The sequence below is a fragment of the Sphingomonas dokdonensis genome (assembly GCF_002197685.1).
Lineage (GTDB): Bacteria > Pseudomonadota > Alphaproteobacteria > Sphingomonadales > Sphingomonadaceae > Sphingomonas > Sphingomonas dokdonensis.
In genome coordinates this window covers 295,158-307,448 of the sequence record NZ_NBBI01000001.1, presented here as the reverse complement: position 1 = coordinate 307,448, position 12,291 = coordinate 295,158, and the positions used below count along the sequence as shown (strand labels likewise).

Here is a 12,291-nt window from a genome sequence, read left to right as displayed (position 1 = left end):
CAATGACAGGGAAACGATGACCGATACCGAAGCGAACACCCCCGGCACCAACGGCGGCGAGGATCTGCGCGAGGAAACCGCCGCTAGCGCCCCCGAGGTGGCCGAGCATGACCGCGTGGCCGAGCTGGAAGGCCAGCTGGCCGAGGCCAAGCAGCAGACGCTGTATGCGCAGGCCGAGATCCAGAACGTGCGCCGACGCGCCGAAAAGGACGCCGCCGACGCGCGTGCCTATGCCGCGACGTCGTTCGCGCGCGACGTGCTGAGCGTGAACGACAATCTGGAGCGCGCACTGGCGGCGATCCCCGCCGAGCTGCGCGAGGACGACAAGTTCAAGGGGTTGGTGACCGGCCTGGAAGCCACCGGCCGCGAGCTGACCAGCGTGTTCCAGCGCCACGGCCTCACCAAGATCGAGGCGATGGGCCAGATGCTCGATCCTAATCGCCATCAGGCGATGGTGGAAATGCCGTCGGACGCGGAGCCGGGCACGATCGTGCAGGAAATGCAGTCCGGCTGGATGATCCGCGATCGCCTGCTGCGCCCGTCGCTGGTGGGTGTGGCGAAGAAGCCGGGCTGATCGGGCGCCGTTCGTTACGCTGCGCGCCTGCCTGATCGCTGCGCGCAGCGTTCTAGCGCGTGGCCACCACGCCATCGACGAGATTGGCGGCGAGCAAAGGTGGTCGCGGGCGGACCTGCGATTGCACCTGCGCCAGCCATCGCGCGGTCGCATCGTGCGCGGCGCGGGTGAGCGACACGCTCTCCTCGGCCGTTATCAAGGCCAGTCGGATCGGCGCGCCGGCCGGTAGCTGCGCCACGCGATCGATGTCTGGATCGATCACGACAGCAATCCTTGGATACCCGCCGGTGGTCTGATGGTCGGCGGTGAGCAGGCTCATTCGGCCATCGCCATCGATCTGGAGCGCGCCGCGAACCGCCGGTTCGCTCGGCATATCGACCCTGAGCGGTGGCAGCGGCGGGCCGTCGAGCACAAGCCCCATCCGATCGAAGCGCGCGCTGGCGGCGAAGCGCGCGGTGTCGAGCTGGCCGAGCTTGTCGGGCGCGAAGAAGCGGTGCTGCGGCCCGAGGATCGCGCGCGCGACGTGGATCGGCTGCGCCTCGGGTGGCTGAGGAATGGTGAAGGAGGCGAGGTCACCGCGCGCGTCTTGCACGACGAGCGACATGCCTGCCGCGATCCGACCGCCGCCGAGGCCGGCGAGGAAGTGCGTTGCGGTGCTGCCGAGCCACGCGGGCGCCTCGATCAGCCCGGCGACGGCGACATAGCCCCAGTTGCCACCCGCCTCGCGGATGCGGCAGCGCGCGCCGGGCGGCAGCGTCACCGCGCACCAGCCGCCGATCTCCACGCCGTCGACCTCTGCGGTAACCGCGCCGGTGATCGCGATCGACAGCGGCTGGCCTTCGGCAACCAGCGTCATGCCGCCAAGCGAACATTCGATCGCGGTGGCGTGGCCGCTGGTGGCGGCGACCGCTGCCGCATAGGCACGGCGATCTACGGGGCCGGAGGGCGGCACGCCGAAGCGCCGCCAGCCGGGTCGGCCGGCGTCCTGCAGGCTGGTGAGCGGCCCGGCGGCCTCGATCCGCAGCCGCGCCTCAGCCATGGAGCGCTGCCTCGCTGATGCGGGTGAAGCGGACGCGGTCGCCGGGTTCGAACAGGAAAGGCTTTTCGGATCCGGCGTCGAGCACGCGCGCGGGCGTCTGGCCGATCACCCACCAGCCGGTGGGCATCTCCAGCGTCGTGATCAGGCATTGCGGACCGGCGACCATCACGCTGCCGATCTTGTGGCCGCGCACCGCTGTCGCCTTGCGCGGGAGTTGCAGCGCGTCCGGCACGCCGCCGAGATAGGCGTAACCCGGCGCGAAGCCGTACATGAAGACGCGATAGTCTCCGGCGAGATGCGCGGCGATCACCGCCTCGGTCGACAGGCCGAGCGTGGCGGCGACGGCGTCGATGTCCGGGGCCGCGTTGCCTTCATAGCAGACCGGGATGGCGTGCGTAGTGGCCGCGGCAAGGTCGGCGGGTGGGACGTCAAGCGATTGGAGGTGCTGCGCGACGGCGGTGTGATCGGTTAGGAGTGGATCGAAGACGATCAAGAGGCTGGTATAGGCTGGCGTCGTCTCGAGCAGCCCCACGGGTGGCTGCGCAGACAAGGCCCGGTCGAGCGCGATCACGCGGGCGAATATGTCGTCGTCAATCGCGCCGCCGAAATCCGCCAGCACGGCGCCGCTGCCAACGGGGCGGAACGTGGGGGCAGTCATGCGGGTGCGATAAAGGGCGCAATCGTCAGGCCACGCGCCTCCAACGCGGACCGCACGCGCTGCGCCATTGCGACGGCGGCGGGATTGTCGCCGTGGACGCAGATCGAATCAACGGCGAGGCGGATCGCGCCGCCGTCGATCGTCGGCATTAGGCCACTGTCGAAGAACGTGATGAGGCGCTCGGCAGCCGCATCAGCGTCGTGGATGACCGCGCCGGGCGTGCCGCGCGGGGCGAGTTGGCCGGCAGGTGTGTAGCCGCGATCGGCGTAGATCTCGCTGAAGACGCGCAGCCCTGCATCGTCGGCCGCTTGCTGTAGACAGGTGCCAGAGATGGCGAGCACGGCCAGGTCGCGGTCGATGGCGCGCACCGCACGGGCGATCGCCGCCGCGACGTCCGGCTCGGCAGCGGCGACATTGGCGAGCGCGCCATGCGGCTTCACGTAGCGCACGGGGTGATCGGCGAGCGCGGCAATAGCGAGCAGCGCGCCGGTTTGCGCCGCGACGAAACGCTCGACCTCGGTGGTCGTGGCAGGCATGCGGCGGCGGCCGAAGCCGGCGAGATCGGGGTAGCTGGGGTGTGCGCCGACGCTGACGCCGTTCTCGCGCGCCAACGACAATGTGCGGAACATCGTCTCGGGATCGCTGGCGTGGCCGCCGCACGCGACATTGGCGCTGGTGACGAGCGCGAACATCGCGGCGTCGTCACCCATCGTCCACGGGCCGAAGCCTTCGCCCAGATCGGCGTTGAGATCGATCGTTGCCATGCGCGCCGGCCTAGCGGCTCGTGCCCCGCCTGTTCAAGCGCGGGCGCGCGTCAGAGCGACTGGCCGTCGTCGATGTCGATCACCGAGCCGGTCACCATCGCGCTTGCATCGGAGGCGAAATACAGAAGCTGCGGGTCGAGCACGTCGATCGGCATGAAGCGGCGGCGGTGCCAGCCGGCGATCTGCTTGGCGCCGCCCTCGCTTTCGAACCAGTCGCCGGCAATTTCCGTTTGAATGTAGCCGGGTTGGATCACGTTGACGTTGATTCCCTGCCGCACCCACTCGCGGGCCAGATTGCGGCCGAGGTGCGCGACGGCAGCCTTGGAGGCGGCATAGGCGCTGTCGCCATGGCCGGTGACGTGTGCGGTGATCGAGCCGACCAGCACGACGCGGCCGCGGCCGCTGTCGCGTGACCCAGCGGCGATCATGCGCCGGGCGCCTTCGCGCGCCGTCAGCAGCACGCCGGTGAAATTGGTGTCGATCGTCTGGCGCAGCTTCGCGGGCTCGACATCGACGGTGCGGCCGCCGTTTGCGACGCCGGCGTTGGCGATGACGGTATCGACGGTGCCGAAATGCGCCTCGGCGGCATCAAAGGCTGCGGCGATCGAGGCTTCGTCGGTGACGTCGATGGCGATTGGCAGCGCCTTGTCACCCAGCTTAGCCGCGAGTGCTTCCACCCGATCGACACGGCGTGCGCCGATCACGACCTGCGCGCCGGCAGCAACAAAGATTTCCGCGAAATGAGCGCCGAGGCCCGACGATGCGCCGGTGATGAGCGCGGTGCGCCCGCTAAGATCGAAAGCCACGCATCCTCCCCGATTGCCCGTTCTTGCGCCCTGTGGCGCCGAACGGTGCGATCGGGCGAAAGCTGGTGACCCCTACGGGAATCGAACCCGTGTTTCAGCCGTGAAAGGGCCGCGTCCTAACCGCTAGACGAAGGGGCCAGCGGGGGGTGCTGCTAGAGGGGGTCTTGGCAGCTGTCAATCGCCGCGGCGCCGCTTCGCCGCTTTTTCTTTTCCGCTACTTGGGCGTCAGTCGGCCCAGGCCGCATCGTCGATGTGAAGCTCGGCGGAGGGGCGCTGTGCCCAATCGTCGATCTTGGCGCGACCAGCGAGCCACAGCTTGCGGTGCGAGGCGGCGCCGAGCAGCGCGACGCCAAGCGGCGTGTCGGCGGCGCGGAATGCCATCGCCTTCAGGCTGCAACCGTCATCGCCCGCGACGATCGCACGGACATGGCCGTTGCCGACCACGTCGACCTTGATCGGCCGCACCGGTCCGATCGCGACGCGCGGGCTTGGCCAACCCATGCCATAGGGGCCGCCCGTCTCCATCGCGGTGACCAGATCGGGGGTGACGCCGCCGGGGGCGTGGACGGAATCGACCAGCAACGCGCGGTCCGCCACCGCCGCTGTCACGCGATCGCCGAGCAGGTTCTCGAGGAAATCGGCGAAAGCCGGCACCTGTTCGGCCGCAATCGTGAGTCCGGCGGCCATGGCGTGACCGCCGCCGGCCACGAGCAGCCCGGCTTCCTTGGCGGCGAGCACCGCCTGCCCGAGATCGACGCCGGGGATCGAGCGGCCGGAGCCCTTGCCGACGCCGGCCTCATCAATCGCGATCACGATGGCGGGCTGGCCAAGCTTTTCCTTCAGTCGGCCCGCGACGATGCCGATGACGCCGGGGTGCCATGACTGGCCGGCAACCACGGTGACGCGGCGGCCGGAGGCGTCGCTCGCCTCCGCCTCGGCCTGCACCGCGGCCTCGATCGCGCGGCGCTCCTCGTTCAGCCGGTCGAGCTCGGCGGCGATGCGGCGTGCTTCGGCCGGATCGCGCGTGGTGAGCAGGCGCAGGCCGAGGTCGGCCTGGCCGACGCGGCCGCCGGCGTTGATGCGCGGGCCGAGCGCGAAGCCGAGATCGGTCGCGGTCGGCGCGCGGGTGAGCCGCGCAGCCTCGATCAGTGCGGCAAGGCCTATGTTGCGGCGGGCCGCCATGACCTTCAGCCCCTGCGCCACGAAGGCGCGGTTGAGTCCGCGCAGCTGCGCGACATCGGCGACCGTGCCGAGCGCGACGAGATCGAGGAGGTCGAGCAGCTTGGGCTCTGGGCGGGCGGCAAAGAAGCCGCGACGGCGCAAGGTGCGCAGCAGCGCGGCGCCGAGCAGGAAGGCGACCCCGACCGCGGCGAGGTGGCCGTGCGCGGCGCCCTCCCCCTCGTCTAGACGATTGGGGTTCACCACGGCATGCGCCAGCGGCAACTCACTGGCGCATTGGTGGTGATCGACGACGATCACGTCGACCGGCGCGGCGCGCGCCGCGGCGAGTGCGTCGAATGCCTGTGCACCACAATCCACCGTGACGATCAGCGAGGCGCCCTCATGCGCCAGCCGCGTCATGGCGGCAGCGGTCGGGCCATAGCCTTCGAGCAGGCGATCGGGGATGTAGCCCCGCGCCTCTACTCCGAGCGCGCGCAGCAGCAGGATCATCAGCGCCGCCGAGGTGGCGCCGTCGACGTCATAGTCGCCGAAGATCGCGATGCTCTCGCGCCGCTCGACCGCGTCGGCCAGCCGATCGGCGGCGGTATCCATGTCGCGGAAGATCGACGGATCGGGCATGAAGGCCCGGATCGAGGGGGTGCGGTGATCGTCCAGCGCCTCGCGCGTGCAGCCGCGCGCGAGCAGCAATTGCGTGACGAGATCGTGTGGCGCCAAATTGTCCGCAGCGGTCGCGCGCCATCGCCACGGCTGGCCGAGGATCGAGCGTTCGACGCCCAGAACGTGCATCATTCCGCCATGCCCGGCGTCCAGGGCGCCTCGCGAAACCATTTGGTGATGATGTACTTCACGCCTTCGCTGACCGCCGTTCCCTCGTGCAGCGTCGCGGTGTTCGGGCTACCGTCAGCGTTCATGTTGTTCCAGGCGAGCAAGGTGCCGCGCTTGGGCTTCACGCGCACGCCGGCCTGCGGGAACCAGGTCGCGCCGCCCTCCTCCACGTCGTTGAGGAAGATCATCGCGGTCCACACGCGCTGCCCGCCCGACGCCTTCATCGCCGGCCAATAGGTCTCGCCTTCGTGGAAGTAATCGTGATGCGCCTTGAAATACTGGCCGGGGGCATAGCGCTGACCTTGCATCGTCTCGCCCCAATCCGGGTCTAGCCCGAGCAGGTGCGCCAGCCCTTCGTCGATCGGACGGATATCGGGCGCGCGGCGGTTCATGTCGCAGCTTTCGGAGGTGCGAAAGGTGGTGTCGCCATGGTCGGAGAGAAGCGTCGAGGGGCGACGGTTCGCATCGATCATCGCCACCAGCCGCTTGCACGTCGCGACATCGAGATAGTTGGGGATCTTCCACGCCGCGGCCTGATCGGTCGGGAGCTTGATCGCGCGCGAGTCCGCATCGAGGCGGGCTGCCACTGCGCTGCCGAGCCGGGCGCGGTGATCGGATGGGTGACCGGGAACGCTGGAGATCGCCATGCGGGCCTATTTGCGCGCGCTGGCGCGGAAGACAAGGTCTTGCGCCCTGCCCCACCCTCGCTCGTCGAGCCGTGCGAAGGTGGGGAGCTTCTGTTGCCCGGCGCTCCCCGTGCCGCTGGAATCCGCTTCTGTTGCCCGGTGCGGTCCAACCGCGCTATTTTGGGATAACCTTAGGCCGTTAAGCCGTCAGGTTACGCCGCAATCGCGAGTGCTTCGTTATCGTTGGCACTTGTGTATGGGCCGTCGCGGTGGTCCCATTCCGAGCAAAAGCCAGTGTCTTTCAACACACGTCGATCCTGGTTCGGCCCCGTCAACGATCCTGCTGAAAGCAGAAGCGATGGTGGAGCCGCCGGGTACTGCCCCCGGGTCCGCTGTGCCTATTCTTCACCGGCGTTTATCGCCATAGCCGTGGGGCAAGCCCCGCGAGCCCGACCGATATAGGCGCGCGCGCAGAAAGTTGAAAGGGGCGCCTTTCAGTCGCCATAATGCGGGTGCATATAACAGAGTATCATGCTTACCCAGCGTTCCCGTTATGCCCTCCGCTCGATGATCTTCCTCGCCACCATGCCCGCTGGTGGCCCACCCATTCCGATGAACCGCATCGCGGCCGAGGCAAACGTGCCGCGCAAGTTCCTGGAACTGATCCTGGCCGATCTGCGCGATGCCGGCCTGCTGCACAGCCAGCGCGGCAAGATGGGCGGCTATGTCCTTTCGCGGCCGGCGCATCTTATTTCGCTGGGCGAAGTGATCCGGGTGATCGAGGGGCCGCTGGCGCTGGTCCCTTGCGTCAGCCGCACCGCCTATCGCCCGTGCAAGGATTGCAAGAGCGAGGCGGATTGCGCGATCCGCCATGCCATGGCGCGGGTGCGCGACGAAACGGCACGCATCCTCGACGGCACCAGCCTGGCAGATGCGACGGCGGAGGAAATGGCGGCCGCCTGAGCCGCCATTTACAGAAAAGATGCGCGTCAAACCTTAGGGCGCGCTTTCAGCTCGTCGCGGATCTCGCGGAGCAGCGCGATGTCGGTCGGCTCTGCCTTGGGCTCCTCGGCCGCCTGCGCCTTTTCATGTTCGAACAGCGCAACGGCGCGGTTCACCGTGCGGATCAGCATGAAGATGATAAAGGCGACAATCACGAAATTGACCGCCTGGGTGATGAAGGCGCCATAGCCGAGCAGCGGCACGCCGGCCTTTTTCAGCGCGACATAATCGGTGGAGCCTTGCAGCTTGGCCGGCACCTCGCCCAACACGATGAAGTAGCTGGAGAAGTCCAGACCGCCGAAAAGGGTGCCGATCACCGGCATCAGCACATCCTCGGTCAAGGACGTGACGATCTTGCCGAATGCCGCCCCGATTATCACCGCAACGGCGAGATCGAGCACGTTGCCACGCGCGATAAATGCCCTGAATTCCTTGAACACCGCCCATCCCTTTCTGTTGACGGGCAGCGTAATCGCGGATTGCCCCTTCGCCAAGCGGCGCAACTGTCCTATATGCGTGACACAGTAACTGGAGAGCCAAGCCCATGACGTTTCGCCCTGTTGTCCTCCTTGCGCTGTCCGCCAGCCTTGCCGGCTGCGGCATCAACAGCGTGCCGACCGCCGAGGAAAACGTGAAGGCGCGCTGGGCCGATGTGCAGAACCAGTATCAGCGCCGCGCGGACCTGATCCCCAATCTGGTGTCCACCGTGAAGGCGGCGGGCGCGCAGGAGAAGGAGATCCTGACCGAGGTGACGCAGGCACGCGCCTCCGCCACGCAGGTGCAGGTGTCGGGCGACGACTTGGACGATCCGGCCAAGATGCAGGCGTATCAGCGGGCGCAGGCGGGGCTGACCCTGTCGCTGCAGCGGCTGCAGGAGGCCTATCCCGAGCTGAAGAGTCAGGCGAATTACACGACGCTGATGAGCCAGCTGGAGGGCACGGAGAACCGGATCACCATCGCGCGCAACGATTACAATTCGGCAGTGCAGGCATATAACACGCGGATCCGCACCTTCCCCGACGCGATCGGCGCCAAGATCTTCTATGGCGCGGAACCGAAGGTCCCGTTCGAGGCGACGACGCCGGGCGCCGATACCGCGCCCAAGGTGGATTTCGGCAGCTGATCGTCGCGATGCGCGCTTCGACGGACGTCAGGGCGGCTCGCATCGCGCAGCCGCTCGACCGTACCGCATGGTGGCGGGCATGGCTTGTTGCCTTGCTGATTGCGCTGCCCTTGCTGCTGGCGCTCGCCGTGCCTGCGGGTGCGCAGACCTTTCCCAAGTTCACTGGCTTCGTAGTGGATGCGGCCAATATCCTGCCGCCCGAGGTCGAGGCGCAGCTTACCAGCAAGCTCGAGACGGTGCAGCGCGATACGAAGCGGCAATTAGTGGTCGCCACGGTGCCGAGCCTCGAAGGCTATCCGATCGAGGAATATGGCTACAAGCTGGGCCGCGCCTGGGGCGTCGGCCTGAAGGACGTGAACAACGGCGCGATCCTGCTGGTGGCGCCGAACGATCGCAAGGTTCGGGTGGAGGTGGGCTATGGCCTCGAACCCATCCTGACCGATGCGCTGACCAGCGTGATCATCAACCAGCAGATCCTGCCGCGTTTCAAGGCTGGCGACATGGCGGGAGGCGTGGTGGTGGGCGCGGACGCGCTGGAGGCGCAGTTGCGCGCCTCGCCGGAGGAGGCGCAGGCGCGACTGGAGGCGGCGATCAAGGAGTTCGACGCGAGCCAGCCGCGGCAACGGCGCAGCGGAGGCGGCGGCATTCCGCTAGGCCTCGTGTTCTGGGGCATGGTGGCGCTGTTCGTGTTTCTGTCGCTCGCCCGGCGCGGCGGGGCCAAGGGCCAGCGGTATCGCGGTGGTGGCGGCAGCGGCCTGGGATCGGTGATCCTGTGGAACGTTGCCGCGAACATCGCGAGCGCGGCGTTGCACAACCGCGATGACGACGATTGGGGCGGCGGTGGCGGCTGGGGCGGCGGCTCCGGCGGCGGTGGCTGGGGCGGCGGCGGCTTTTCCGGCGGTGGTGGCGGCTCCTTTGGGGGCGGCGGCGCCTCGGGGAGCTGGTAATGCGCCTGTCCAAGGAGGATCATGCCAAGGTCGCCGCGGCGGTGGCGGCGGCGGAGCGACACACCGACGGCGAGATCGTGACGATCGTCGCGCGCCGGTCGGACGCTTACCATGACGTGGGGCTGCACTGGGCGGTGCTGGCGATGCTGCTGGTGCTGGCGCTGCTGGCGACCTTTCCCGGTGCGGTGGACGCCGTGCACCTGCTGACCGGCGGGGAGTGGAATGAGCATGTCTCCACCGGCGTCGCACTGACGGTGGCGACAATGCTGTCAGCGGTGACGTTTCTGCTGGTCCGCTACCTGCTCGCGATTCCGGCGCTGCGCATGGCGCTGACACCGGGGGCGACCAAGACGCGGCGCGTACATGCGCGCGCGCTGACGCTGTTTCGTGCCGCCGCGGAGCATCGCACGGCGGCGGCGACCGGCGTGCTCTTGTACCTCAGCCTCGATGAACATCGCGCCGAGATCGTGGCGGAGGCGGGCATCCACGGCCGCGTCTCCGCCGACGTATGGGGCCATGCGATGGCTGCGCTGCTGGAGGCGGTGAAGGACCGCCGGCCGGGTGACGGCATGGCGGCGGCGGTGGCGGAGATCGGCGTCGTGCTGGCCGAGCATTTTCCGCGCAGCGCCGGCAACCCCAACGAACTGCCCGACCGGCTGATCGAGCTATGACCGACGAGACGACCGCGGCCGAGACGATGTGGGAGGGCCGCTTCATCAAAATGGTGAAGCAGGGCAAGTGGGAATATGCCTCGCGGTGCCGGGGGATCGGTGCGGCGGTAATCGTGGCGATCACCGATGCCGACGAGGTGATTCTGGTGCAGCAATATCGCGTGCCGCTGGGGCGCGCGTGCCTGGAGCTGCCGGCCGGGCTGATCGGCGACGTCGAGGCGGGCGAGCCGTTGCAGGACGCCGCGCGGCGTGAGCTGGAGGAGGAAACCGGCTATCGCGCAGGCGTGATCGAGCCGCTGGGGATCTTCCATTCCTCGCCAGGGATGGTGAGCGAGGGCTTCACGCTGGTGCGCGCGCGCGACCTGGTGAAGGTGGGGCCGGGCGGCGGCGATGCGGAGGAGGACATCGTGGTGCATGTCGTGCCACGGGCCGACCTGCCCGCCTTTGTGGCGCAGAAGCGGGCCGAAGGATTGGCGATGGACGTCAAGCTGCTGTTGCTGCTCGCGGATACGCTGTTGGCCTGATCTGCCGCCGGCGACCAGCATGGGACAGGTGCGTGGGTGGCGGCGCGCTAACGACCCTTCCCCCGCCGCCCGCTCATGGCTATCTCTTCGATCATGCGCAAACACATCCTGATCGTGCTTGGCCTGATCGTGCTGGTCGGCATCGGTATCTTCGTCTGGCTCAGCTGGCCGGACAAGGCACGGCTCGACGTGGCGGAAGTTACCGGGCAGCGGCCCAAGATCACCAGCCCGCGTAGCCAGATGATCCCGACCGTAAACGTCGCCGATGCGGTGGGCTGGCCCGCCGGGGGCAAGCCGCAGGCCGCCGCCGGGCTGACCGTGGCACGCTTTGCCGATGGCCTCGATCACCCGCGCTGGATGTATCGCCTGCCCAATGGCGACGTGCTGGTGGCGGAAACCAACTCGCCGCCGCGCGGGCGCAGCTTCGTCGACCGGGTGATGGGCTATCTGATGGGCCGCGCCGGTGCCGGCGTGCCGTCTGCCAATCGCATCACGCTGCTACGCGATGCCGATGGCGATGGCCGCGCCGAGTTCCGCTCGGTCTTCATGACCGGGCTCAACTCGCCGTTCGGCATGACGTTGTTCGACGGGCAGCTTTACATCGGCAACACCGATGCGCTGGTGCGCGTACCCTACACCGAAGGCGCGACCAAGATCGACGCCAAGCCCGAGGAAGTGATCAAGCTGCCGGGCGGCGAGAACCATTGGGCGCGCAACGTGATCGCGGCCGAGGACGGGCGCACGCTGTACGTATCGGTCGGCTCGGCCTCGAACATCGGCGAGAAGGGCCTCGATCTGGAGCGTCGGCGCGCGAACATCCTGCAGGTCTGGCCCAACGACAAAAATTCGCGCGTCTATGCCGCGGGCCTGCGCAATCCCAACGGCATGGCGATCAACCCGCAGTCCAAGCAACTGTGGACGGTGGTGAACGAGCGCGACATGCTGGGTTCGGATATCGTGCCCGATTACCTGACCGCGATCGAGCTGGGCGACCATTTCGGCTGGCCCTGGTATTATTGGGGCGGCTATCCCGACAAGCGGGTGGAGCCGGCCAATCCGCAGCTCCAGCAATATTCGAAGCGCCCCGATTATGCGCTGGGGCCGCACGTCGCCGCACTGGGGCTCACCTTCGCCGGTGACGTGAAGCTGGGCGATCGGTTCGCCACTGGCGCGTTCATCGGTGAGCATGGGTCGTGGAATCGCGTGCCGCCGTCGGGCTACAAGGTCGTTTTCGTGCCGTTTACGGAAAAGGGCTGGCCGCAGCCGGGAGCGAAAACGATCGACGTTCTCACTGGCTTCCTCAATGCCGATGGCGAGGCGCAAGGCCGTCCGGTGGGCGTGATCGGTGACAAGACCGGCGCGATGCTGGTGGCGGACGATGTCGGCAACGTGATCTGGCGGGTGACCCCGACGCAGCCCGCCACGCCGGCGGCTGCGGCGGCGACACCGGCGCGCTGATTGGCTTGCCGCGGCACAGGCGATGTGGGGCGCCCCCTACCTCTCGCTGCCGAGACAATGAAGGCGGCGACACCGGGCAATCAGATCGCTAA

The 12,291-nt window shown here is 68.1% G+C and carries 14 protein-coding genes, 1 tRNA gene and 1 other RNA gene; 7 read left to right on the top strand and 9 right to left on the bottom strand.

Translation table 11 applies throughout. The annotated features are described in order from the left end of the window. Positions 1–16 precede the first annotated feature (16 nt). A complete protein-coding gene (gene grpE / locus SPDO_RS01470; protein ID WP_088365679.1) occupies positions 17–574 on the top strand; it encodes a nucleotide exchange factor GrpE in 558 nt (185 codons plus the stop codon). Between the two features lie 52 nt (positions 575–626). Here the strand turns inward: grpE and SPDO_RS01465 are convergent, their stop codons facing one another. The 8 genes from SPDO_RS01465 to ssrA all read right to left on the bottom strand — a co-directional run bounded on the left by SPDO_RS01465 (position 627) and on the right by ssrA (position 6,962). After that, entirely contained in the window at positions 627–1,613 is a 987-nt protein-coding gene (locus SPDO_RS01465; RefSeq protein ID WP_088365678.1) for a 5-oxoprolinase subunit C family protein, read from the bottom strand. Continuing rightward, on the bottom strand, positions 1,606–2,271 hold the full coding sequence (locus SPDO_RS01460) for a 5-oxoprolinase subunit B family protein (protein WP_088365677.1): 666 nt from the start codon (positions 2,269–2,271) through the stop codon (positions 1,606–1,608). Before SPDO_RS01460 ends, SPDO_RS01465 begins: the two co-directional genes overlap by 8 nt. Continuing rightward, on the bottom strand, positions 2,268–3,035 hold the full coding sequence (locus tag SPDO_RS01455) for a LamB/YcsF family protein (RefSeq protein WP_088365676.1): 768 nt from the start codon (positions 3,033–3,035) through the stop codon (positions 2,268–2,270). Before SPDO_RS01455 ends, SPDO_RS01460 begins: the two co-directional genes overlap by 4 nt. Positions 3,036–3,085: 50 nt before the next feature. Continuing rightward, positions 3,086–3,841 carry an SDR family NAD(P)-dependent oxidoreductase gene (locus SPDO_RS01450; RefSeq protein ID WP_088365675.1) on the bottom strand — a complete coding sequence of 252 codons (756 nt, stop codon included), beginning with the start codon at positions 3,839–3,841 and terminating at the stop codon, positions 3,086–3,088. Between the two features lie 63 nt (positions 3,842–3,904). Then, a tRNA-Glu gene (locus SPDO_RS01445) sits at positions 3,905–3,979 on the bottom strand. A gap of 87 nt (positions 3,980–4,066) precedes the next feature. Beyond that, complete coding sequence (gene recJ / locus SPDO_RS01440) at positions 4,067–5,812, bottom strand: single-stranded-DNA-specific exonuclease RecJ (protein ID WP_088365674.1); 1,746 nt, start codon at positions 5,810–5,812, stop codon at positions 4,067–4,069. Continuing rightward, complete coding sequence (locus SPDO_RS01435) at positions 5,809–6,495, bottom strand: prolyl hydroxylase family protein (RefSeq protein WP_088365673.1); 687 nt, start codon at positions 6,493–6,495, stop codon at positions 5,809–5,811. The genes recJ and SPDO_RS01435 overlap by 4 nt, the downstream gene beginning before the upstream one ends. Positions 6,496–6,612: 117 nt before the next feature. Continuing rightward, positions 6,613–6,962: a transfer-messenger RNA gene (gene ssrA, locus SPDO_RS01430) on the bottom strand. A gap of 43 nt (positions 6,963–7,005) precedes the next feature. Between ssrA and SPDO_RS01425 the strand changes: the two genes are divergently transcribed. Continuing rightward, complete coding sequence (locus tag SPDO_RS01425; protein ID WP_088365672.1) at positions 7,006–7,437, top strand: RrF2 family transcriptional regulator; 432 nt, start codon at positions 7,006–7,008, stop codon at positions 7,435–7,437. 26 nt (positions 7,438–7,463) lie between these two features. Here the strand turns inward: SPDO_RS01425 and mscL are convergent, their stop codons facing one another. Continuing rightward, entirely contained in the window at positions 7,464–7,916 is a 453-nt protein-coding gene (gene mscL, locus SPDO_RS01420; RefSeq protein ID WP_088366300.1) for a large conductance mechanosensitive channel protein MscL, read from the bottom strand. A 104-nt stretch (positions 7,917–8,020) separates the two neighbouring features. On the opposite strand from mscL, the gene SPDO_RS01415 reads away from it, so the two are divergent. The 5 genes from SPDO_RS01415 (at position 8,021) to SPDO_RS01395 (ending at position 12,199) form a co-directional block, all read left to right on the top strand. Then, complete coding sequence (locus SPDO_RS01415; RefSeq protein ID WP_088365671.1) at positions 8,021–8,599, top strand: LemA family protein; 579 nt, start codon at positions 8,021–8,023, stop codon at positions 8,597–8,599. A gap of 8 nt (positions 8,600–8,607) precedes the next feature. Then, complete coding sequence (locus SPDO_RS01410) at positions 8,608–9,546, top strand: TPM domain-containing protein (RefSeq protein ID WP_088365670.1); 939 nt, start codon at positions 8,608–8,610, stop codon at positions 9,544–9,546. After that, positions 9,546–10,217, top strand: a complete 672-nt coding sequence (locus SPDO_RS01405; protein WP_088365669.1) for a TPM domain-containing protein — start codon at positions 9,546–9,548, stop codon at positions 10,215–10,217. The genes SPDO_RS01410 and SPDO_RS01405 overlap by 1 nt, the downstream gene beginning before the upstream one ends. Next, positions 10,214–10,741 (top strand): NUDIX hydrolase, encoded by a 528-nt coding sequence (locus tag SPDO_RS01400; protein ID WP_088365668.1) that lies wholly within the window; start codon positions 10,214–10,216, stop codon positions 10,739–10,741. Before SPDO_RS01405 ends, SPDO_RS01400 begins: the two co-directional genes overlap by 4 nt. 93 nt (positions 10,742–10,834) lie before the next feature. Then, complete coding sequence (locus SPDO_RS01395) at positions 10,835–12,199, top strand: PQQ-dependent sugar dehydrogenase (protein ID WP_088365667.1); 1,365 nt, start codon at positions 10,835–10,837, stop codon at positions 12,197–12,199. Positions 12,200–12,291 lie beyond the last annotated feature (92 nt).

Bases quoted from the DNA above. Each gene is read 5' to 3' on its own strand.
- SPDO_RS01435 (WP_088365673.1), bottom strand. From the start codon at position 6,495: ATGGCGATCTCCAGCGTTCCCGGTCACCCATCCGATCACCGCGCCCGG.
- SPDO_RS01465 (WP_088365678.1), bottom strand. From the start codon at position 1,613: ATGGCTGAGGCGCGGCTGCGGATCGAGGCCGCCGGGCCGCTCACCAGC.
- SPDO_RS01405 (WP_088365669.1), top strand. From the start codon at position 9,546: ATGCGCCTGTCCAAGGAGGATCATGCCAAGGTCGCCGCGGCGGTGGCG.
- grpE (WP_088365679.1), top strand. From the start codon at position 17: ATGACCGATACCGAAGCGAACACCCCCGGCACCAACGGCGGCGAGGAT.
- recJ (WP_088365674.1), bottom strand. From the start codon at position 5,812: ATGATGCACGTTCTGGGCGTCGAACGCTCGATCCTCGGCCAGCCGTGG.
- SPDO_RS01400 (WP_088365668.1), top strand. From the start codon at position 10,214: ATGACCGACGAGACGACCGCGGCCGAGACGATGTGGGAGGGCCGCTTC.
- SPDO_RS01460 (WP_088365677.1), bottom strand. From the start codon at position 2,271: ATGACTGCCCCCACGTTCCGCCCCGTTGGCAGCGGCGCCGTGCTGGCG.
- SPDO_RS01415 (WP_088365671.1), top strand. From the start codon at position 8,021: ATGACGTTTCGCCCTGTTGTCCTCCTTGCGCTGTCCGCCAGCCTTGCC.
- SPDO_RS01425 (WP_088365672.1), top strand. From the start codon at position 7,006: ATGCTTACCCAGCGTTCCCGTTATGCCCTCCGCTCGATGATCTTCCTC.
- SPDO_RS01455 (WP_088365676.1), bottom strand. From the start codon at position 3,035: ATGGCAACGATCGATCTCAACGCCGATCTGGGCGAAGGCTTCGGCCCG.
- SPDO_RS01395 (WP_088365667.1), top strand. From the start codon at position 10,835: ATGCGCAAACACATCCTGATCGTGCTTGGCCTGATCGTGCTGGTCGGC.
- SPDO_RS01410 (WP_088365670.1), top strand. From the start codon at position 8,608: ATGCGCGCTTCGACGGACGTCAGGGCGGCTCGCATCGCGCAGCCGCTC.